A 22,640-nucleotide genomic window follows, 5' to 3' on the forward strand; every position below is an offset into this window, starting at 1 on the left:
CATCGCCCGCGGCGACGGGCGCGGAGGATCACGGCTCGCGGTCGCGGCCGTGCTCGTCGATGCCCCACAGGCGTCGCATCCGGCGCGCGAACTCGTCGCGCTGCGCGGCGCTCATGCGGGCGCCGTGCAGGGCGAAGAAGCGCCGGATGCCGGCGCGCATCGCGTCGCCGCGGTGCATGCCGAGGCGCGGCCCGCGATGCCGGTGGTGGCGGACCAACGCCGCGTGCAGCGGCGCGTAGCGCAGCCCCCCGTGCAGGCTCAGGCGGATGCCGAAGTCCATGTCGTTGGCGGCCGGCAGCGTCTCGTCGAAACCGCCGACCGCCCGGAAGACGGCGGCGCGCAGGATGATGTTCGAGCCGACGAGGCCGGGATTGCGGGTGAGGAACGCCGCCGGATCGAGCGCCGCCGGCGCCGCCTTCCCCGGCCGCTCGCTGCCGTCCTCGTCGTCGACGTACAGGATGTCGGTGCACAGGACGTCGAGCCCGTCGGCGGCGATGCGCGCCAGCGCGCTCGCCAGGTAGGTCGGCAGCCAGTCGTCGTCGTCGTCGAGGAACGCCAGCAGCGGGCCGCGGGCGCGCGCCGCGCCGCAGTTGCGCGCCCCGCTGGCGCCGCGGGCGTGGTCGTTGCGCACCACCCGCACGGCTGGGTCGTCGAGCGCCCGCGGCGCCGCGGCGGCGCGCCCGTCGTCGACGACGATGATCTCGGTCGGCGGCCGCGTCTGCGCGCACACCGAGGCGAGAGCGCGCCGCAGGAGGAGCGGACGGTCGCAGGTGGGAATGATGACGCTGACCCCCTCACCGTCTCGCACGCCGCTCTCCTACGGCCTCGCCCCGCGGCGCGCAAGGAACGGGGACCGCCAACCGCACCCGCCGCGGGCCGCCGCGGGTGGCCGCAGGTGGCGTCTGCGACTGCTGGCGGCGTGGCTGCGTGGCCGTCGCGCGCGGCCGCGGAGACACGCTCCGCCCGCCGCACACTACGAACGACAGGCAGGTGATCCGACTGCGCGCTTCGCGGCAATCCGGCTTGCGCGCCGGGAGCATACGGGATAGCGCGATGCGGCTGATGATCGGCTCGCGTTTGCTTCCCTCGGCGCTCGAGCAGCGCGTCCAGGCGCTGCGGCGCAGTGCGGTGTGGGCGTTGCGCGCGGCCTGGACGACGGGTCCGGGGCTGCTCGCCGGCGTCACCACGGTGTCGCTGGTTCGCGGCCTCATCCCGGCCGGCCTGGCGCTGAGCGCCCGCGGGATCGTCAACGGCGCCGTCGGCGGCCTGCACGCCGGCGCGCCGGCGCTCGGGCCGGTGCTGCCGTGGCTGCTGTTCGGCTTCGTTCTCACCGTCCTCGAGGGGCTCGCCGGGCTCGCCGGACCGCTGCTGCGCCAGCGCCTGCGCGATCAGCTCGCCACCCGGCTGACCAGCGAGGTGATGTCGCACGCGGCGGCGCTCGAGCTCGCTTTCCTCGAGGATCCGCGCGCCCAGGACGCGCTGCAGCGCGCCAAGGACGACCCGGCGGGCCACGTCACCACCTTCCTCACCAACGCCATCTCGGCGGCCAGCAATGCGCTGCAGATCGCCTCGCTGGTCGCCATCCTGGTGGTCATCGAGCCCTGGGTGGTCGCAGTGGTGCTGGTGCTCGCCGTGCCGTACCTGTGGTCGCAGGCGCGCCTCACCAGCGAACAGCACGCGCTCGAGCGCTCGCGCACCGCCAAGCGGCGCTGGACGCAGTACTTCGTCGGCACGCTGACCAGCGCCGCCTCGGCCGCCGAGGTGCAGTTGCTGCGCCTGGCGCCGCTGCTGACGCGCCGCTTCCGCGCCCTGATGGAGGAGTTCCGGACCCAGGACTGGATCCTGGCGCGGCGCGGCTTCTGGCGCGGCGCCGGCTTCGTCACCATCGCCACGGCGGCGATCTACGCCGCCTTCGTCCACGTCTGCTGGCGGGCGCTGCACGGCGGGCTCAGCGTCGGCGACCTGGCGATCTTCGGCGCCGCCAGCGCCCGCATGCGGCAAACGCTCGAGTCGTTCGTGCAGTTCGCGACCCAGGCGATCGGCGAGACGCTGTACGTCGGCGACGTCATCGACTTCCTCGCCGCGCGCCCGCGGCGCGACGCCGCGCCGACCGCGGCGCCGCCGGCGACCAGCCGCGTCGGGCTGGAGCTGCGCGACGTCCACTTCACCTACCCCGGCGCCGGCGAGCCGGCGCTGTGCGGCATCGACCTGCGCATCGCGCCCGGCGAGACCGTCGCGCTGGTCGGCGAGAACGGCGCCGGCAAGACGACGCTGGTGAAGCTGCTGGCGCGGCTCTACGACCCCGACCAGGGGAGCATCCTGTTCGACGGCCGCGATCTGCGCGACCTCTCGCGCGACGCCCTGCAGCGGCGCATCGCCTTCGTCTTCCAGGGCTTCGGCCGCTACGAGGCGAGCGCCGGCGACAACATCGCGTACGGCGACTGGGAGCGGCTGCTGGCGGACCGCGACGCGGTCGCCGCCATCGCCCGCACCGCCGGCGTCGAGGCGCTGCTCGCCCGCCTGCCGCGCGGCTACGACACCCATCTCGGGCGCCTGTTCGGCGAGGCCGACCTGTCCGCCGGCCAGTGGCAGAAGCTGGCGGTGGCGCGCGCCTTCGCCCGCGACGCGGCGCTGCTCATCCTCGACGAGCCGACCTCGAACCTCGACGCGCGCGCCGAGCACGCCCTGTTCGAGCAGTTCCGCACCCTCGCCGAGGGGCGGACGACGATCATCGTCTCGCACCGCTTCTCCACCGTCAGCATGGCGCACCGCATCGTCGTGCTCGACAAGGGCCGCGTGGTCGAGGCCGGAACGCACGCCGAGTTGCTCGCCCGCGCCGGCCACTACGCCACGCTCTACAGTCTGCACGAGCGCACCGGCCTGCGGGCCGCGGGTTGAGCGCGGATGGCATCGCCATCGGCACCGCCACCATGACCGCCCTGCTGACCATTTTTCTCGTCGCCGCCGCGCTGCTCTGGCTGTCGGTCTTCGGCTACCTGCTGGCGCTCCTCGCCCTGGCCGGCCACCGCCACTGGCGGCGCCAGCCGGTGAGCGAGCTGCCGCCGATCGCCGTGCTGATGGCGACGCTGAACGAGATCGACGACATCGACGCCAAGCTCGCCGAGCTGGCGCGCTGCGACTACCCGGCGGGACGGCTGCGCCTGGTGATCGTCGACGGCGGGTCGACCGACGGCACCGTGGCCCGCATCGAGGCGGCGCGGGCGGCCGGCGTGCCGATCGAGCTCCTGCGCCCCCCGCAGACGCAGACCAAGCTGGAGCAGCTACGCTTCGCCCTCGAGCAGGTCGACGAGGAGTTGGTGGTCACCACCGACGCCGACACCGCGCTCGATCCCGGCTGCGTCCGCGCCCTGGTCGAGCTGCTGGTGAGCGACCCGTCCACCGCGGTGGTCGGCGCGCGGGTGCGGCCGGGGACGGACCTGCTCGAGGAGCGCGTCTACTGGTGGTTCCTGAACTCGTTGTGGTGGCTCGAGGGCGAGGCGCTGTCGGCGGCGATCGTCTCCGGTGTCTGTTACGCCGTGCGCCGCTCGGTCGTGCTCGCCGCGCCACGCGCCGAGGGCGCCGACGACGTCCTCTTCGCGCTCGCCGCCGGCGCGCACGGCCACGGCGTGCGCCTGTGCCGCGCCGCCGGCGCGGTCGAGACGCGCGTCCCCCACACCCTCGCCGAGTTCGTCAGTTTCCGCCGCCGCCGCGGCGCCGGCTACCTCGGCGCGCTGGTCGCGCCGCTGCCGGCGCACGGGGTGAACGGCTGGCGCCTGGCCCGCGCCGTCCGCCTCTTCCACTTCATGGTCTCGCCCTTCATCGCCGGCGGTCTGCTGCTGCTGGGGCTGGCGCTGCTCGCCGCCGGACACTGGACCTGGCCGCTGCTCGCTGGCGCGGCCTTCGTGCTGCCGATCGCCGCGGCGCTCTTCGCCTCGCGCACGCTGGCCGCGCTCGGCGTCTCGCGGATGCGGCTGGGCCTCGCCGCGGTGCGCCTGGTCGGCCTGCTCTGGGTCTCGGTGCTGATGACCCCGCGGGCGATGCCGATCTCGCCCCGCCGCACCGCCGCGACCGGCGCCGACGCCACCGTGCGGCGCGGCGAGGAATCGCCTGCCTCCGACTGCTGAGGCCCTCGCGGCCGCTGCGCGCTCGCCGCGGCACCTGCCGACATCGCCGGCTGGACGGACCGTGCCACCGTGGTAAGGAAGGTGCACCACGCAGACCACGCGCACAGGAGGCCCGCGCTCCTGCGCGAAGGAGACCGGCCATGGCGGAAAGCGTCTACAAGGTCATCGAACTGGTGGGCACCAGCACCGAATCGTGGGAGAAGGCCGCGACGGCGGCGGTGAAGCGGGCGTCGAAGACGCTGCGCGACCTGCGCGTCGCCGAGGTCGTCGAGCTCGACATGGCGCTGGAGAAGGGCAAGGTCGCCGTGTTCCGCGCCAAGGTGCGGGTCTCGTTCAAATACGAGGACCGCTGACGCGGGGCGAGCGAGCCCCGCCGCCGCTCGCCCGCCCGGGGCCGCCTACGCGGCGCCGCGCCGCGACGCGCCCGAGCGCGACTGCGCCAGCACCGTCTCGTAGAGCTGCTCGAGGGTGCGGGCGGAGCGTTGGAATTCGTGCTGGCTGGCGCGCTCGAGGCTGCGGCGGGCGCCGGCGGCGAGCAGCGCCGGGGCGTCGAGCAGCGCATCGATGTGCGCCGCGAGGTCGTCCACGTCGCCCGGGCGGAAGCGGAACTCGGGCCCCGACGCGAACGCGCGCGAGGCGCTGTCGGGCGCATCGGCGACCAGCACCGGCAGGCCGGCGGCCATGGCGTCGACCACCGCCATGCCCTCGAGCTCGACCTCGCCGGCGTGGATGAACAGCGTCGCCTCGTCGTAGAGCTGCTGCAGGCGTTCGTCGCTCACGTAGCCGAACTCCACCGGCAGTCCGCGCTTGGCGGCGCGCGCCCGCAGGCGCGCCTCGAGGTGGCCGGCGCCGGCGACCACCAACCGGACCTGCTCGCGATGCCGGCAGCGCGCCACCGCATCGATGATCACGTCCTGCCGCTTCTCCGGCGCCAGGCGGCCGACGCACAGCAGCAGGTAGGGCGGCGGGCGGCGCTCGCGCCGCGGCGCGCGCGGCCGCGGCGTCACATGGGCGCCATTGGAGATCACCCAGGTCGGCGTCGTCAGGCCATACTGCCGCAGCCGCTCGGCCGCGAACGGCGATGGCACGACCACGGCGTCCGAGGGCTCGAAGAAGCGCCGGATCCACCAGCGGTGCATCCAGGCGACGATGCGCGGTGAGCGGATGCCGATGTTGTAGACGAAATTCTCGGGCTGGACGTGAAAGGCGGTGACCAGCGGCACCCCCATCCGTCGGGCGATCTTCACCGCCGCCATGCCGAAGTAGAAGGGAAACTGGACGTGCACCAGGTCGACGCTGGCGAAGACGCGCTCCAGGATGTCGCGCGACGGCCAGCCGAAGGTGATGCGGTTCTCACGCATGGCGCGGATGGGCACCTGGAACCCGGGCACGCACACCTTGCCGGGGGCCGGGGCGCCCGTGGCGACGACGGTGACCTCGTGGCGGCGGCGCAGCGCCTCGACGAAGCGCACCCCGGTGACCGCGCCGCCCGAGATGCCGTCTTCGTATGTGTCGGTGACGAACGCGATCCGCATACACCTACCCCCGCCGCCACCCGGCCGCGCATCCGGCAGCCCGCTCACCCCGAGGACTCCTTTCGCGGGCGGCGCCCGCGGCGCGCCCACCGGGGTTTGTCGCAGGGAATTCCACGCCGGACAAGCATTCCGAATTGCCGGCGCGACTACAAGCCAGGGGGCACCGGGAGGGCGGCGGCCCTGGCCGCCTGCGATCCGCCCTGTCATGATGCCGGCCGCCCATGCCGCGCCCCAGCCGTCTCACCGCCCTCGATCGCATGGACGCGGTGGTCCTCGACACCGAAACCACCGGCCTGGACGTCGCCCAGGCGCGCATCGTCCAGATCAGCGCCGTGCGCGTCGCCGCCGGGCGCGTGTTGGCCGAGCAGACGTTCGACGCGCTGGTCAACCCCGGCGGGCCGATCCCCCCTGCCTCCACGGCCATCCACGGCATCACCGACGCCATGGTCGCCGCGGCCCCGCCCTTCGCCACCGTCAAGACCGCCTTCGACCGCTTCCGCGGCGACGCGGTGCTGATCGGCCAGAGCATCGGCTTCGACCTGGCGGTGCTGCTGCGCGAGACGCGCCGCCTCGGCCAGCGCTGGGAGCCGCCGCGCTTCCTCGACACCAAGCTGCTCGCCGCCGCGCTCGATCCCGAGGCGGGCGAGCTCGGGCTCGACGCCCTGGCGGAACGGCTCGGGGTGCGGATCGGCGATCGCCATCGCGCCCTCGCCGACGCCCTGGTCACCGCCGAGATCTTCGTCCGCCTGCTGCCGCGCCTCGCCGCCGCCGGCGTGTCGACGATCGCCGACGCCGAAGCGCGCGCCAACGCGCAGACGCGGATCCGCTCCCGCCAGGTCGCCGAAGGCTGGTACGACGCCACCTCGGTCGAGGCGCTCGCGAACGGGGAGTCGAGCAGCGACGCGGCGACGCTGGCGCGCCTCGACGCCATCCCCTACCGCCATCGCATCGCCGACGTGATGCGGCCGGCGCCGATCGTGCCGCCGGCGGCGACCATCGCCGAGGCGATCGCGCGCCTGCTCGCCGAGGACTGCGGCGCGCTGCTCGCCGGCGACCCGGCGAGCGGCCGCGTCGACGGCATCGTCACCGGCCGCGACCTGCTGCGCGCCGTCGCCGCCGACGGCGCCGCGGCGCTGACGCGCAAGCTGGAGGCGGTGATGAGCGCGCCGGTGAGCGCCCTGCCGCCGGACGCGCTGCTGCACCGGGCGATGGCGCGCATGCAGCGACTCGGCATCCGCCACCTGGCGGTCACCGACGCCGGCGACCGCGGCCTCGGCGTGCTGTCGCTGCGCGACCTGCTCGCCGGACCGGCCGCCGATGCCCTGGCGCTCGATGACCGGCTCTCCGCTGCGCGCTCGCCGCGCGAGCTGGCGGCGGCGCGCGCCGCGCTGCCCGACCTGGTGCGGGCGCTGCGCGCCGACGGCGTCCCGGCCGACGAGATCGCGGCGGTGATCAGCGTCGACCTGCGCGAGCTCCTCGCGCGCGCCGCGATGCAGGCGGAGAAGCGCATGGAGAGCCGTGGCGACGGCCGCCCGCCGGTGCCCTACGCGCTGCTGGCGCTCGCCCGCCTCGGGCGCGGCGAGTGCCTGTTGGCGCCCGAGCTGGCGCACGCCATCGTCTACGCCAGCGGCAGCGCCGGCGGTGCGGAGGCGGCGTGGTTCGCCGCCTTCGCCGGACAGCTCGCCGAGGTGCTCGCCGAAGCCGACGCGCTGGGCGGCGACACCGTCCCGCGCGCCGCCGACCCCGCCTGGTGCCGCAGCCTCGCCGACTGGCGCCACCAACTGGCCGCGTGGGCCGGTGACGCGCCCGACGCGGCGGCGGCGGCGGCCCTGCTCGACTTCACCGTCGCGCACGGCGACGGCGAGCTCGCCGACGAGCTGCGCGACCTGGCGGTCGCCATCGCCGGCAGCAGCGCATCGCTGGTGCGGGCGCTGCTGCCGCCCGGGCGGCCGGCGGCGGCGGTCGACGGGCGGCGCATCGACCTCGGACCGGCGCTCGGCGCTTTCGAGTCGGCGGCGCGCGCCCTGGCCGTCGCCTCGCATCTCGCCACCCGGCCGACCGCCAGGCGCTTCGCCGACGCGGCATCCCTCACCGGCATGTCGCGCGCCACCGTCGACGATCTGACGGCGGCGCACGCGCGGCTGCTCGAGCTGGCGCTGGCGCAGCAGGACGCGGACGCCGCGGCCGGCGGCGTGCCGTCACTGCTCGTCGAACCGGCGCGCCTGGATGCTCCCACCCGCGCCGAGCTCGACGCCCTGCTGCGCCACGCCGCCGGCGCCGGCGACGTGGTGCGCGCCGCCCTGGCGCTGGTGTGAAGGAGGGGCCGAACGTGGACGCGGCGCGGCGGACACGGCAGGCGATGCGCGCCATCGGCTGGGGCGCCGCCCTGGCAGTGGCGCTCGCCGCCTGCGCGACGCGGCCGCCGGCGCCGGCGACGCGTCCGGTGTCGGCGCACGACCTGCTCGGCACCGAATGGCTGGCCGAGGACGTCGGCGGCGCCGGCGTCGCCGAGGGTTCCCACTCGACCCTGCGCTTCGCCGCCGCCACCCAGGTCGACGGCGACACCGGCTGCAACCGCTTCAGCGGACCGCTGACCGAGGACGGCGCCGGCATCCGTATCGGCCCGCTCGCCACCACCCGCCGCGCCTGCGCCCCGGCGCTGATGGACCAGGAACGCCGCTACCTCGCCGCCCTGGCGCGCGCCACCGGCTGGCAACGCGAGAACGACCGGCTGATCCTGCTCGACGACGCCCGGCAGCCGGTGGTGCGCTACTCGCAGGTCGAGCCCCACCTGCCGACGCGCCCGTAGTCGCGACCTGACCGCCGCGCCAGCGTCCACGTCCGCGGGCTGCCCGAGCCAGCGGCAGCCGCGCCGCGCGACGGTTTCGATGAAGCGGGGATTGCGGCGATCGTCGCCCAGGGCATCGCGCAGCTCGCCGATCGACTTGTTGAGGGTTCCTTCGGTCACCGCGATGCCGGGCCAGGCGTCGAGCAGTCGATCCTCGTCGCCTCGATGGTCCCGGCTCCGATCGTCAGCTTCGGTCAGACGCCGACCGGCACCTTCGATATCGATGCCGAGGGCACGATCGAGCATGTGACGCAGAGCTGAGGCCCGGCGCACGCGGCGACGGCGCGCCCCGGCCGCCATCGCGCGGTACCCGGCGATCCGCGGCGCGGTCGATCCCGTTGCGCCAGCCGTACTGCGACGCCGACCGCCGCGGCGACCTCGACCCCCATCCTCACCGCGACGACGACCGTCTCGGTCACCTCGAGCCCGTCACCGTCGCGAGCACCGACCGTGAGCAGTGCGCTCGCCGGTTGTGGCTGATCCGTTCGGACCCGAACCCTGGCCGCGGGAGCCTCCGCTCACGGACGGCCAAGACTCGTCCTCGCGCCACAGCGCGGCGCCGATCACGCCCCGCAGCCCTGCAGGGCGGCGTTCACCGCCGCGATCAGGTCGTTGATCTGCACCTCGCCGGAGCCGTCGGCGTCGGCGTTGACGCAGGTGTCGTACGCGGCATTGCCGAGGGCGACGTTCACGGCGGCGATGAGCTCGTTGATCGACACCGCGCCGCTGCGGTCGCAATCGCCGGCGCAGCCGAGACTGCCAGCGGTCCGGGTCGCGGTGGCGGTCGAGCCGGGCGGCACGGTCAGCGTCGGCGTCGGGGTGCGCGTCGCGGTGCGGGTCGGCTCGGACGCGGCCAGGTAGGTGGAGTCGATGCGGGCGGCGTTCAGCATGGCGATGTACAGGCGGCCGTCGCTGCGGCCGACGATGCCGGCGGGATAGGTGTCGGGGTCCAGGTCGAACTTGGTGATGCGTCCGTCGCGCGCCAGGCGGCCGAGGCGGTTGGCGTCGCTCTCGGTCCACCACATGGCGCCGTCCGGCCCGAGCGTGATGTAGAGCGGGAACGCGTCCGGGTCGGCCGTGCCAAGCTCGGTGATGACGCCGGCGGTGGTGATGCGCGCGATGCGGCCGGGCTCGGCCTCGGTGAAGTAGAGGTTGCCGTCGGCGCCGGCGGCGATGCCGGAGGGATCGGCGCCGGGTGAGGGGATGGAGAACTCCACCACAGCACCGCTGGTGGTCATGCGGCCGATCGTGTTGAGGCCCGGATCGGTGAACCAGAGGTTGCCGTCGGGACCGACCGCGAGGCTCTGCGGCTGGCTGACGTCGACGGCGATGCGCGGGCCGCCGAGGCCGGCGGCCGGCGCGATCGGAAAGTGCTTGATCACGCCCATCGGCGTGATGCGGCCGATGCTGCCCGCGTCATACTCGGTGAACCAGAAGTTACCGTCGGGCCCGAGCACGATGTCCTGCGGGTTGCTGGGCTTCGGCTGAATGGAGAAGTAGATCACCTCGCCGTCGGCGGTGATGTGGCCGATGGTGTCCTGCTCGATATCGGTGAACCAGGCGGTGCCGTCGGGTCCGACCGCCACCGCGACCGGGAAGTGGCCCGCGCCGAGCTCGTACTGCAGCAGACCGCCCTGCGGGCCGATGCGGCCGATGCTCGAGCGCACCGCGTCGACAAACCAGATGCTGTCGTCGGCGCCGCGCGCCAGCGCCAGCGGGCCGCCGTTGGCGATATTGAGGCTGGCGAAGGCGAGCGCGTCGAGGTGCCCGATCGCGTCGACGTAGGGCTGGGTGAACCACAGCTTCCCGTCGGTGCCGACGGTGATGTCCTCGGCGTGGTCTTCGTCGCGCAGCGGCAGAATCTCGTCCAGTGTGCCGGCCTGATTGATGCGCCAGATGCCGCCGTCGAAGTTGGTGAACCACAGGTTGTCGTCCGGGCCGCGGATGATGCGTTCGGGCGTTCCCGCGATCGGCTCGCCGCCGCCGGTGGGGGCGATCGGCCGATCGAATTTGGTCAGCGTGCCGTCGGTGGCGTAGCGCCCGATCAGGTACTGGCCGTTGATGTTGGTGAACCACAGCGCGCCGTCCGCACCGGTGGTGAGGGACAGCGGCTCGCCGTCGACGTCGCGGATCGTGCTCTGCCCGTTGGTCGCCATGCGGCCGATGCCGCCGATGGTCGGAAGGACCTCGCCGGCGGGGCCGTTGAAGCGGCCGCCGCGCGTCGCGAACCACAGGGCGTTGTCCGGGCCGCGCGTGATGCCGAGCACCGGCCGATCGAGGACGAACTCGCTGATGGTGCCCGACGGCGTGATGCGGCCGATCATGCCGAAGTCGATGCCGCGGCTGGCCGGCGCCTCGGTGAACCAGATGTTGCCGTCGGGTCCGCTGGTGATATCGAGCGGCGCCGTGAACTCGCCCGGCAGCGGAAACTCGGTGATCGTCCCGTTCGGCGTGATGCGCCCGATCGCGTGCGCGTTGTACTCGGTGAACCAGATGTTGCCGTCCGCGCCGCGCGCCATGAAACCCGGCTGCGTGTTGAGGCTCGACGGCGTCGGGAATTCCGCGAACCCGACGCCGGGCGTATAGCGACCGATGGCGCTTCGCTGCGACTCGCAGAACCAGACCTGACCATTGGGCGTCACGACGATGCCCGTCGGAAAGGCGCCGTCCCTCATCAGGGGCAGCGTCTCGTAGTTGTGGAGCGAATCGATCGGTCCCGCCTCCACCCGCGCCGCGAGCAGACTCACCGCAAAACCGATCCCAGCCCGTTTCCATGCCGCCATGCGTCGGGCATACGCGGACTGGCGACGAGAAGTCCATGACCCGGTCCCCCGAGCTCCCGCCCCGATGGGTGCGGCACGGGTTGGGCACGGGGGAGGAGCACGCCGCTCGGCTGTCGGGAGTGACCCTGGCTGGACTCGCGGCTCACGGCTTCCCGACCGCCCCGAGCAGGCCCTGCGGCTCGTGGACGTCACCGTGGAGGGAGCCGGTGGTGCGCGACTCGCAGGTCGAGCCCCACCTGCCGACGCGCCCGTAGTCGCGACCTGACCCCCGACGGCGCGCTCCGCCCGCCGTCGGGGATCTCGCGCCGCGACTGGATCGATCGCGCACCTGCCCCGTCTCCTGCTGCTTCTCGCGTTCGATCTGCCTAGGCGCAGCGGATCACGAATATCCTTTCCGCATCAGCAGCCCAGACTGCACTCACGTGCCAGGTTTCCTGGATGCACGTCCAACCCGACCGCGTGAGCTCCTTCGACACGGCACAAGGCGCCCTTGCCTGCATCCCCGGTAGTCAGGTTCACGAGCAAACGCCCCGCCGCCGGGCGTTCAACACGCACTTCACTGCATGATGTAGCCAGCTTTGCTGACATTGCTTACTCCCGATTCCTCCCGGCTGACATGCAGATCGTGCGAGATGGGAACCAGCGGGAACGAGTAGAGGATCAGGTCGTAGAAATCGAACAACCACCCCGCCCAAGTGGGCAGCAGGATTAACGTAGTGCTGGCGCGAGGGCCGCACCTCCTGGTTCAGGCGGGGCGATGGCGTGGTCGTCATGGCAACCGTCTTAGGGAGAGAGCGGCGGCGTCAATAATTGCAGAGCGCGCACCGCCAACTCGGTCGCCATGACTTCGACCTCCATCCCGCCCGCAGTGTTTCGGAGTTCAGTCGGTCTGGGTACGCCAAAGAAGCCGATCCGATGACGAGCCGCCCCTACCGTCGTCAGCGGTCGCGGCCCGTCATCGGATCGTGCTCTGGTCGAGCATTGACGCTCGGCGCCGACACTTGGTACGGATGCGAAAGACGGACAGGGGGTCGCGATGGCGGGACGCACGTATGTCACTCCCCTGCTGCTGGCGGTGATCGCCGTGGTCGGGGGAAGCCCTGCACGAGGCGACGTCGATCTCACCGGATCCTGGAGACTCGACACCGGATTCGACATCATCACCGTCGACGCCGTCCAGTTCGGAACGTCACTCACGATCTGGGACTTCAGCGGGGCGATCGATCCGGTCACGGGCACGTTCATGCTCGAAGCACCGCCGAGGCCGGGCGGCGCCCTCCCCGACGGAACACCATATCCGCCGTCGCCCACCGGCAGAACGATGAACGGCACGGCCAGCGACAGCGACCATCTCTCCGCCACCGTCGTCGATTGGATCTTCAAGATCACTCCGCCGGTCGACGTCCAGCATTTTCCGTGGTTCGGGTTCGTGTACCCGGTCGCGGGCACGCGGCTGACGCCGACGCTATGTGGTGATGGCCAGCTCGATCCCGACGAGCTCTGCGACGACGGCATCGCCAACGGCGTCGACGGCTGCTGCTCCTCGATGTGTACGCTGGTGGACGGGGATGGAGACGGAATCTGCGACGCAGCCGACGACTGTCCGGCCTACTACGATCCGGCTCAGACGTGTCTCGTCGCGTTCGAGCTCTCGCTGGGGCGCGTCAACGCCCACGGACGCGCCCGCCTGCACGGGACCTTGGCGGGAATCGGCTCCGTGACCCATGTCACGCTGACGGTCGGGGCGACGACCCGGACCGCGGTGCTGGTTTCTTGCGAAGCAAACTCCAGCCAAACCAAGGTCCGCTGCACCAACGCCGACCACTCGCTTCGCCTGCGCCTGCAACGGCCGGCAGCGGCGGACGATTGGAGGCTCCGCGTCACGGCGACCGACCTCCCCGCGAGCGCGACGGGCCCGCTCGGCATCGAGATCGAGGACCGTGTGAACGGGAACGTCGGGGCAGACCAGTTGACGAATTGCACGCGGCGTCATTCGCGGCTCCGTTGCGTGCCCTGACAGTCGAGTGGGTGGAGATGCCAACCCCCGCGTGGCGGGCTGAACGCCCGTGGTTGGCAACCCGAGTCCAGGGGAATGCGCGGTCTCAACAAACCTGACCGACTCGCCTCCGCGCGCACGGCGCACGATCGATGGGCTCCGTGCTACGACCACGACGCCAATGTGGTCTTCCTCCCGGACAGCTCGCCGGCTTCGGTCGAGCGCTCACACGCCCGCCAACGGCTCGCGCGCCCCGGACTGTGGCGGGTGTCTGCGCCGGGTGTCGACCAGGCCGACCCGCACGCCACCGCGCGTGGCCATTGGCGACCCTGGCAAGCTGCCGGGCCCATGCGCCCCTGATCGCGCCGCTCGACCGCGCGCCCGCGTTCGCAACACCACCGCAACGTTGCGACTCCGGTTCCAACGGCAACGGCGACGTTATGCACGCGGCATTCGCCACCCGCGGCGAGGGCGCCCCCGCGGCGAGGACGAGGACGCCCCAGCCGAGAACGCGCGAGAACCGACCGCCTCTGCGGATCAACGCATGAAAGTTCCCCGTGGTCCGTCCATCACCCTCGACCCGCGGCGCGAGTCCTCCAGGAATTGTTCAAGATCCACCCGGCCCCCGACCGGACGTCTCGCGAGTCGCGGCCGATTCGGACTTGTCCTCACCCCTTCGTGCCTCGCCATCCCGGGCAATCTGGTCGCGGGCGGAGGCCTTTGCGGCTATGGTCCCCGGCATGGACCGCGCCCACCTTCGGACTCGCCTGTTCTGACTCGGCGAGGAACCAGATGACGACTACGTCGCGGGCTTGACGCCGGCGGCACGCATTGGCGTTGGTGTGGCCGATCACGCTCCAAGCGTGGGCTTTTCAGACGGGGACGAACGATGAACCGCGACTTCGCCGAGATGTTGGCCGCGTTGTCCGCGGCGGGCGTTGAGTTTCTCGTCGTCGGTGCCTACGCCATGGCGGCGCACGGCCTGCCCCGCGCCACCGGCGACATCGACATCTGGGTGCGTCCGACACCCGACAATGCCGAGCGCGCGCTGCGCGCCGTGCAGTCATTCGGGGCACCGCTGTTCGGGCTGACCATCGAGGACCTGGTCCGCTCCGACGCGAGGTCGAATCGAAGGCGCGCACCATCGACGTCGCCCAGCTCCTGCCGCTGATCGAGGGGCAGTGACGAGCCGCGCGTGGACGCCGAGCTGTTGGTCCGTTTCCTCGTCGGTCTCGTGCTGCTGATCGCCGGCGCCGAGGCGCTGGTGCGCGGCGCCTCGCGCCTGGCCCTGGCGATCGGGCTGTCGCCGCTGGTGATCGGCCTGACGGTGGTGGCGGCGGGCACCAGCTCCCCCGAGCTGGCGGTGAGCGTCGCCGCGGCCCGGAACGGCCAGGGCGACATCGCGCTCGGCAACGTCGTCGGCAGCAACGTCTTCAACGTGCTCTTCCTGCTCGGCCTGTGCGCCCTGGTGGTGCCGCTGCGGGTCTCGGCGCAATTGGTGTGGTGGGACGTCCCGGTGATGATCGGCGTCTCGCTGCTGGTCCTGCTGCTCGGCCTCGGCGGCCACCTCGGCCGCGGAGAGGGGCTGCTGCTGCTCGCCGGCCTGGCCGGCTACGTCTGGTACTCGGTCGTTCTCGGCCGGCGCGCCGGCGCCGCGGTCCAACTCGACGCCGCGCCGGGCGGCTCGACCGCCGCGCACCTCCTGTGGATCGGCGCCGGACTGGCCATGCTGGTGCTCGGCGCCCGCTGGCTGGTGGAGGGGGCGGTGGCGCTCGCCCACGCCGCCGGCATCAGCGAGCTGGTGGTCGGCCTGACGGTGGTGGCGGCCGGCACCTCGCTGCCCGAGGTGGCCACCTCGGTGGTCGCCAGCCTGCGCGGCGAGCGCGACATCGCCGTCGGCAACGCGGTCGGGAGCTGCATCTTCAATCTGCTCGGCATCCTCGGCGCCGCGGCAGTGGTCGCCGGCGATCTCGCGGTGGCGCCATCGCTGCGCACCTTCGACCTGCCAGTGATGGTCGCCACGGCCGTCGCCTGCCTGCCGATCTTCGTCAGCGGCCACCGCATCAGCCGCCTCGAGGGCGGCATCTTCTTCGCCTACTACCTCGCGTACACGACCTACCTGATCCTCGCCGCCTCCCGGCACGATGCCCTGCCGGCCTTCAGCGGCGCCATGCTCGCCTTCGCCCTGCCGCTGACCGTCCTCACCCTGGGGGTCGTCTTCCTGCGCGAGCGGCGCCCCGCCTGAGCTCGCCAGCTCGCGACTCGCGGCGAATCACGCGCCGTCTAACCGTTGAGCGCAGCAAGACTCTGCGCGACCCGCTCCACCGCGCGATGGCCTTCCTCCATCGCTTCCTTTCCACGGTGGAAATCGAGCAGGCGAAGGTGCGCCAGCCGGGGGGCGACAACCACCTCCGGCGGCTCGCCGGCCATGCGGCTGCGCGCAATCCGGACCTGCACGATGTCCATGCACGTGGTGAGCACGTCCAGCATCGAGGGCATCACCGGTTCGTCGGACGACGCCGCGGGTGCGAGGGCGCGGAGGTTCTCCTGCAGCTTGCGCATCCACTTCTCGACGCCGCCGGGTGGCGCGCTGGGTTGCGAGGCGGCGCGAAAGCGACGGCCGAGGATGTCGGATCCGAGGTCGACCGCGATCACGATATCCGCGCCCATGGCGCGCGCGACCGACACCGGCACCGGGTTGACGAGTCCGCCGTCGACGAGGAGCGTTCCCTCCCAGCGCACCGGGGCAAACAGCCCGGGCAGCGCTGCCGAAGCGCGCACGGCGTCGACGGACGAGCCGCGCCGCAGCCAGACTTCTGCCCCCGTCCGTAGACACGTTGCGACGGCGGCGAACGGCACCCGCAGCTCATCGATCGGACGGTCCGTGAAATGTCGGCGAAAGAACCGGGTGAGGCGATCGCCTCTCAGCACTCCACCACCGAGGCCGACGTCGAGTAGCCCGAGCACGTCACTGACGCGCTGTTCGAGGACCCAGCGCTCCAGTCGATCCAGATCTCCCGCCGCGTAGGCCGCACCGACCAGTGCACCGATCGACGTCCCGCACACGATCTGCGGCTGGATGCCCGCCCGCTCGAGCGCGCGGATGACGCCGATGTGAGCCCACCCCCGCGCCGACCCGCTCCCCAGTGCGAGCCCGATGCACGGCCTGTGCGGCGCAGTCATGTCCGTACCGTCTATCAGAACGTGGGGATCACGGCGCCACGTCCTCGCAGCGCACTCCACCTTGCCATGGCCTGGTACTGCTCCAGCCCGCATGCCGCAGGCACTCGCTGCGGGAGCGGTGCCGCCGTGATCGCCCCGCACGCCGACGGGGTGCGCGGACGCGGCCACCGCCCCTCCTCCTTCGGCGCGCCCAGCCGGCGTGCGCCCGCGGAGGACCTGCCCATGGGTGCGCATCGCCTGCCGGCGTTCGAGATCGGGGTGCGAGGGCACGTCGGCCCCCTCGAGCGCGCCCTGCTCCGGCCCCGGACCGCGGCGGGCGCGTGCGCCGGGTGCGTCGACCAGGCCGACCGGCGCGCCACCGCGCGTGGCCATTGGCGACCCTGGCAAGCTGTGCCGCCGCCCCCGCGCCCCTGACACGCGCCGCCCGCCCGCCAGGGCGAGCCAGCGCGCGCCGGCGCAGCGGCTACCCGCCGCACTGCGGCGGCTTCACGTCGAAGACCGGTGGGTCGAGGCAGTTCTCGTAGCAGAACTCGTAGCTCGGGACGCAGGGCGGCTGCGGGGGAAAGGGGCCGTTCTCGACCGGGACCAGCGACGCCGCGGTGTCGCAGGGGCCGTTGGCATTGTCGGGGCAGATGACGGTGGCGTCGGTGGTGAAGGCGCCGAGGGCGGTGGCGCCGTACTCGAAGCTGAACGGTTGGCCGTTCTGCTCCGTGAAGGTCCAGGTGCCGGGGGCGGTGGCGACGGCGGCGTTGCGCAGGGTGGCGCCGAGAACGCTGCTGGCGGAGGAGAAGTCGGCGCCCTGGAGGTAGGCGGTGTCGAGCTTGGCGTTGGTGAGGTCGGCGCCGTTGAAGGTGGCGTTGACCAGCACGGCGTTGTCGAACACGGTGTCGGTGAGGCTGCCGCTGAAGGCGGCGCCGGCGCAGATGGCGTTGCTGAGATCGGCGGCGTCGAGCTGCGTGCGCACCAGTTGCGCGCTGCCGTAGAGATGCGCGCCGGAGAGATCGGCGCTGCGCAGGTCGGCGTCGGTCAGGTCGGCGTTGACCATGTACGCGCCGCCGAGCTGCGTGACCTGGCCGCTGCTGCCCGGCTGCACGCCGGCGACGAGGCCGCGCAGCGAGGCGTTCTTGAGGCTGGCGAGATTGAGCCGCGCGCCGATCAGCTCGGCGTTGTCGAGGATGGTGCCGCTCAAGTCGGCTTCCTCGAGGCCGGCGCCGTTCAGGTTGGCGTACGACAGGTCGACGCCCTTGAATTGCGTCGTCCGCTGCGGGAACTGGCAGCCGCCGGTGCCGCTCGGCAGGCAGGCGAGATTGACGCCGTGCGCGGTGCCGTCCGACAGCGTGGCGCCGGCGAAGCTGGTGGTCGACGAGAGCGTCGCGCCCGACAGGTCGACCCGTGACAGATCGATGCCGTCGAAGTTGCTGCCGGAGAAGTTGGCGCCGGCGAAGTTGGTGGTGCCGGTCAGCGTGCTGTTGGCGAACGACGCCTGGCGCAGATCCGTGCCGGCGAAGTCGATGCCGGTGAGGTCGACGCCGTTGAAGGTCGCGCCGGTCGTGGCGTCCGACAGCGTCGCGCCGGCGAAGCTCGCCGGGGCGCCGTCCGCCGCCGGCTCGCCGGACGCGTCGCGCCCCATCACGTCGGTGCCGTCGAAAACCGCGCCGCGCAGATCGCTGCCGGCGAAGTCGGCCGAGGCGCTCGACGCGTAGTCGAACGTCGCGCCGGCGAACGAGGCCCCCTGCAGCGTCGCGGTGCCCAGGCAGGCGCTGGCGAAGGTCGCGCCGCTGAAGTCGGCCCGGTCGAGCGCCATCGGCGTCAGTCCGTTGGCGAAGGTGGTGTTGCAGTGGATGACGCAGCAGCCGCTCGGCTCGAGATCCTTGTGGGTGCGGCAGCTCGGCCCCTGGCACGTCGCGCCAGCAGCCGGCAGGAACCGCGCGCCCTTGAAGCTGGCGCCGGTCAGGACCGAGCTGCCGAAGAGCACGCTGTCGAAGCTGGCGTGATCGAAGATCACGCCGGTCATCGTGTCGGCGTAGAAGAAGACGCCGCTGCTCAGCGACGCGCCGGTGAAGTCGGACGTACTGAGGTCGAGGTTCCGCAGCTCCAGAAAGCCCTCCATGACGAGACCGCGCAGGTCGCAGCCGACACAATCCTCCCCGGCTTCCAGGCGTTCGACGTCGGCCGGATTGGGGCCGTCCGCGCCGCCGATCGTCGGCCGCAGGAACACGGGCTGCGGCGCGGCCCCCGGCACGCCGGCGCGCGGGTGGCGGACCTGGAGCGTGAGCGCGCCGGAGACGGTCGCGGTCTGCGCGCGCGGCGCGCCGCCGACCTGCATGACCGTGGCGCCCATCTCGTTCAGCAACGTCAGGGTCGGGGCGGCCGCGAACGAGTCGTCGACCGCCAGGGTCAGCCGCGTCGGCCGGGCGAAGTAGTAGGGCACCTCGTCGACGCCCTCGATGGTGCCGGTGTCCGGCGACATCGCGGCGTCGGCTTCGAGGTCGAGCAGGACCGTGTGCGTGGCGTTCAGCGCCTGATGCGGGTGCCGCAGCAGGTAGGCTTCGGAGATGCCGCCGGGCGGCGGCGCGGCGGGCGCGCCGCTCGACGCCTTCGAGCCGCCGCCGCCGCACGCGGCGACGAGCAGGGTCAGGGCGGCGAACGCGATCGGCAGCGCGCGACGCATCGACACGCGACTCATGCGACGGGCAGCGCGGGACAGCCGCCGGGCGTCACCGGAATCCAGTGCGACAGCGAGGGCTCGACGCGCGGCGCGCCGGCGATGGTCTCGTAGTTGAGCGTGTACACGTTGCGGAAGGTGTCGACCGCCAGGCGCGCCGCGGCCACGCCGGTCGTGCGCACCAGGAAGTTACCCGCCGGATCGTAGAGATCGAGCCGGTAGTCCGCCGCCGTGGCGCCGTCGTTCACGTACGACAGCACGTACATGTAGCCGAGGCCCTCGACGCCGAGATCCAGGTAGACGATGCCGGCGCCCCGCTCCAGCTCGACGATGTTGGTGGTGCCGCCCTGAAAGCGGGCCACCGGATTGCCCGACACGTCGACCGCCTGGATGCGCTGATTGCCGTTCTCCAGAATCAGAATCGTCGAGCGGAACACGGTCACCGCCACCGGCGCGTCGAGCAGGCCGGGCCGCCTGCCGAAGCCCATCTTCGAATACGAGAACGGCACGGCCTGCGGCGCCGTGTTCGGATCGTCCGGCGCGGCGGGGAGCTCGAGGATCTCCATCTTGTGGTTCTGGCGGTCGACGCCGACGACATGGCCGCTCGGCATGACGACCAGCGAATCGAGCGCGTAGGCGAAGATGCCCCAGGTGAGGGGGTTGTCGAGGTTGTAGGGGGAGTCGTCGTCGACCGTCACCGACTGCAGATAGAAGCCCTGCTGGGTCGGCTGGAGGAAGAAGTTGCGGCTGCCGCCGGCGGGACCGACCTTGTCGTAGACCGCGGTGATGGTCTGCTGCAGGCCGCACGACAGTTGCTTCAGGCCTGAATCGGGATCGATCGCCAGCGACACGTTCTGGATCATGTGCATGATGCCGCCGTTGCCCTCGCCGCAGAACGGCACTCCCTGCCCGCCCGCCTCGTAGGCGTAGCCGGCCGCGCCGGTGCGCTGGCTGATGGTGATGCCGGTGACGTCGTTGAGCGCGTCGCCGCTCCCCTTCATCAAGCTGGCGATGGTGGCGGTCGGCGCCGCGGTCTCGACCCACGCGTGCTGGCCGTCCTGGTACTCGAGCTTCAGCTCGTGCGCGTACTGCGTCGCCGACGTGAGCGGGATCAACAGCTCCTTGATGGTGATGTTGATCTCGCCCTGCGTCGCCGGCACCGGACCGTACGGGCCGGGCGCGCCGCTGGCGCCGGTGCACACGCCGACGACGCAGCCGCTGGCGCTGGTCAGGAACACGTCGACCGTGACGTTGCCGCCGGACGGCACGCCGTCGAACATCACCGGGATCGGATCGGCCTGGCCCGGCGCGATCGCGCCGGTGCGCTTGAAGGTCACCTTCGAGTCCGCATCGTAGGTCAGGGTGACCTCGTACGCGCGCGCCGTCGCCGGGAACTCGAAGTCGGCCGGGTCGCGGTTGAGGATCACCGTCGTGTTCATCGTCAAGGTCAGCTTGTTGGTGAACAGCGCCGGGCTGGCGAACACCTCGCCGACGCTCTGGCCGATGGTCGCCACGTCGGCGGCGACGGCGACGATGCGGAAGGCGAGCCCGAGCGGACCGGTGAACTCGACGACGTTGGTGGCGATGGCGCTGGCGATGATGTAGGCGAGCACGGCGGCGCCTTCGCCGGTGGCGAAGAAAGCGCTCAGCACGGCATTGCCGAGACTGATCAGCGCCTCCTTCGCGCTGTGCGAGTTGGCCGAGCCGAAAATGCCGTTGGCGAGGTCGGGGCCGGCGAGGCCGAGGATGAGCGGCAGCGACGCCTTGAGAATCTGCACGATGCCGACGCCGAACTGGCCCGACAGCTTGCTGAGCATGTTGGCGCTCACGGCGACGCCGGCGATCAGCATCATCGACGGAATGCCGATGTTGAAGATCAGCGTCAGGATCGAGCCGCCGACCGCCTCGGGGCAGAAGGCCGCGCCGCCGACGCCGAGACTGCCGAAGTAGACCTTGGCGATTGACGCGTCCGCCGGCACCTCGAAGCGCACGCTGGAGAGGGGAACGTCGTCGCCGATGCGCGGAATGCCGAGCACGGTGAAGTTGCTGTTGATCCAGGCGAGGTACGTGGCGCGGCTGGTGTCGTCGCTGGTCGGGTTCTGCACCGGCAGATCGCCCGACTCGTTGGCGAACCCCACATAGGCCGACAGGTAGCGGATGTAGTCGTTGCGGAACTGCAACTCGACGGTGCGGGTGGCGGCGTCGACGACGGTGGCGGCGACGAACTTCACGCCGTGGACGCCGGTGCCCGGCGGATATTCCGCCGTCACCGAGAACGGCGCCGCGGCGGCCGCGCCCGGCGCGTCCGATCCCGATGCGTCGATCTCGGTGATCCCGCTGGTGGGGTGCCAGTTGGTGCCCTCGAACCTATCATCGTCGAAGATGGCCTGCTTGATCTGCTGCGCCACCGACGTGACGCTCTGCGAGACGGCGTCGTCGGGATCGTAGCGATAGGCCGGGTTGCCCTGGTCGTCGGTCACCGGCTTGCCGTTCGGATCGGTCACCTGCACCAGGGTCGCCCAGCCGCCGGTCGTCTTCGCCGGCCACGCGGCGGCGATGTCGAAGGCCAGGGTGGCGAGGTACGGCGTGCAACTCGGGTCCGCGGCGCCGCACGGCGCGCTCTCGATCATGTTCAGGATCGCCGCGCCCTGCGCGACGTCGAGATTCATGATCTCCTGGCCGTGGAAGACGAGCGACACCGCGGTGTCCCACGGCGTGATGTAGCCGGGGATGCCGATGACCAGATTCTGCAGTCCCGACCCGGCAGGCGCCGCGACGGTGCGCGGCGCCGCGGCCGGACGCGCGGACGCTGGAATGTGCACGTAGAGCGCCGCCAGCGCGTCCCGGCCGTCGGCGTCGACCCCGGTCACCATCAGCAACTGCAGCGCGTCCGCCGGCAGGTCGACGTCGGCGACGTAGTGCGTCAGCCGCTCGTCCGGCACGGCGCCGAGCATCGGATCGCCCTGCCGCGCGGCGGCGCGCGACTCGGCGGTGTGGGCGACGATCGCCGCGCGGTTCGACTCACTCATCACCGCGATCAGGCGCAGGTCGCGCAACGGCGCGAGCGAGAAGTCGAAGTGCAAGGTGCGCCGCTCGCGCGGCCGCGCCGGCACCGGCGTGCGCGTCGGCGACGGGGGCGGCGTGAGGCTCGGCGTCGCGGTCGGCCGCACGGCGCCGTGGTCGTCGGACCCGCAGCCCGCCAGCCACCCCGGAACGGTCAGCGCCGCGCCGGCCAGCGTCGCTTCGGCCAGAAACCGTCGCCGACTCAGCTCGCGCTGCGCCCGTTCGCCGGTGGCGCGCTCGGCGGCGCGGCGGATTGTTCGTCGCGTCGATCCCATGTTCCTCCTTCCGCCGCAGCCTCGCGGGCATCGATCAGCTCAGCGCGACATGCGTTCACACTCGATGAGCAAAACAAACGTGTCAAGGCGATCCGCGGCCGCCAGGCCGCGCGCCCGCCAGAACCGGCTGGTCGGCCTCGCACTCCGGGCATGGCCATCGCGACCGCC

Annotated in this window: 14 protein-coding genes; 8 read left to right on the forward strand and 6 right to left on the reverse strand. The window is 72.3% G+C overall.

Going from position 1 to position 22,640, the window contains the following annotated elements:
* Positions 1-28: 28 nt before the first annotated feature.
* On the reverse strand, positions 29-808 hold the full coding sequence (locus tag KF840_13035; protein ID MBX3025825.1) for a glycosyltransferase family 2 protein: 780 nt from the start codon (positions 806-808) through the stop codon (positions 29-31).
* 254 nt (positions 809-1,062) lie between these two features.
* Here KF840_13035 and KF840_13040 point away from each other — a divergent pair, with 254 nt between their 5' ends.
* The 3 genes from KF840_13040 (at position 1,063) to KF840_13050 (ending at position 4,477) form a co-directional block, all read left to right on the forward strand.
* Positions 1,063-2,898 (forward strand): ABC transporter ATP-binding protein, encoded by a 1,836-nt coding sequence (locus KF840_13040; GenBank protein ID MBX3025826.1) that lies wholly within the window; start codon positions 1,063-1,065, stop codon positions 2,896-2,898.
* A 32-nt stretch (positions 2,899-2,930) separates the two neighbouring features.
* Positions 2,931-4,124: a glycosyltransferase gene (locus tag KF840_13045; protein MBX3025827.1), complete on the forward strand. Its 1,194-nt coding sequence runs from the start codon at positions 2,931-2,933 to the stop codon at positions 4,122-4,124.
* Positions 4,125-4,264: 140 nt separating this feature from the next.
* The gene (locus KF840_13050) at positions 4,265-4,477 is read left to right on the forward strand and encodes a dodecin domain-containing protein (protein ID MBX3025828.1); all 213 of its coding nucleotides are present in this window, start codon (positions 4,265-4,267) and stop codon (positions 4,475-4,477) included.
* Between the two features lie 45 nt (positions 4,478-4,522).
* Here KF840_13050 and KF840_13055 read toward each other — a convergent pair whose 3' ends face one another.
* Positions 4,523-5,659, reverse strand: a complete 1,137-nt coding sequence (locus tag KF840_13055) for a glycosyltransferase (GenBank protein ID MBX3025829.1) — start codon at positions 5,657-5,659, stop codon at positions 4,523-4,525.
* Positions 5,660-5,880: 221 nt separating this feature from the next.
* Here KF840_13055 and KF840_13060 point away from each other — a divergent pair, with 221 nt between their 5' ends.
* Both KF840_13060 and KF840_13065 read left to right on the forward strand, forming a co-directional pair.
* Entirely contained in the window at positions 5,881-7,974 is a 2,094-nt protein-coding gene (locus tag KF840_13060) for a CBS domain-containing protein (GenBank protein ID MBX3025830.1), read from the forward strand.
* 14 nt (positions 7,975-7,988) lie between these two features.
* On the forward strand, positions 7,989-8,468 hold the full coding sequence (locus KF840_13065) for an META domain-containing protein (protein MBX3025831.1): 480 nt from the start codon (positions 7,989-7,991) through the stop codon (positions 8,466-8,468).
* A 602-nt stretch (positions 8,469-9,070) separates the two neighbouring features.
* Here KF840_13065 and KF840_13070 read toward each other — a convergent pair.
* Positions 9,071-11,254, reverse strand: a complete 2,184-nt coding sequence (locus KF840_13070) for a hypothetical protein (GenBank protein ID MBX3025832.1) — start codon at positions 11,252-11,254, stop codon at positions 9,071-9,073.
* 1,072 nt (positions 11,255-12,326) lie between these two features.
* Here KF840_13070 and KF840_13075 point away from each other — a divergent pair.
* The 3 genes from KF840_13075 to KF840_13085 all read left to right on the forward strand — a co-directional run bounded on the left by KF840_13075 (position 12,327) and on the right by KF840_13085 (position 15,531).
* Positions 12,327-13,307, forward strand: a complete 981-nt coding sequence (locus KF840_13075; GenBank protein ID MBX3025833.1) for a hypothetical protein — start codon at positions 12,327-12,329, stop codon at positions 13,305-13,307.
* An 868-nt stretch (positions 13,308-14,175) separates the two neighbouring features.
* Positions 14,176-14,457 carry a hypothetical protein gene (locus KF840_13080; GenBank protein MBX3025834.1) on the forward strand — a complete coding sequence of 94 codons (282 nt, stop codon included), beginning with the start codon at positions 14,176-14,178 and terminating at the stop codon, positions 14,455-14,457.
* A gap of 24 nt (positions 14,458-14,481) precedes the next feature.
* Positions 14,482-15,531, forward strand: coding sequence for a calcium/sodium antiporter (locus KF840_13085; protein ID MBX3025835.1), 1,050 nt, complete (start codon positions 14,482-14,484; stop codon positions 15,529-15,531).
* A gap of 38 nt (positions 15,532-15,569) precedes the next feature.
* Here KF840_13085 and rssA read toward each other — a convergent pair whose 3' ends face one another.
* The 3 genes from rssA to KF840_13100 all read right to left on the reverse strand — a co-directional run bounded on the left by rssA (position 15,570) and on the right by KF840_13100 (position 22,472).
* Positions 15,570-16,469, reverse strand: coding sequence for a patatin-like phospholipase RssA (gene rssA, locus KF840_13090; GenBank protein ID MBX3025836.1), 900 nt, complete (start codon positions 16,467-16,469; stop codon positions 15,570-15,572).
* A 463-nt stretch (positions 16,470-16,932) separates the two neighbouring features.
* Positions 16,933-19,146, reverse strand: coding sequence for a pentapeptide repeat-containing protein (locus tag KF840_13095; protein ID MBX3025837.1), 2,214 nt, complete (start codon positions 19,144-19,146; stop codon positions 16,933-16,935).
* 5 nt (positions 19,147-19,151) lie between these two features.
* Positions 19,152-22,472, reverse strand: coding sequence for a hypothetical protein (locus tag KF840_13100; protein ID MBX3025838.1), 3,321 nt, complete (start codon positions 22,470-22,472; stop codon positions 19,152-19,154).
* Positions 22,473-22,640 lie beyond the last annotated feature (168 nt).

It is taken from the genome of bacterium, from assembly GCA_019637795.1.
Classification (GTDB): Bacteria; Desulfobacterota; Binatia; order HRBIN30; family CADEER01; genus JAHBUY01.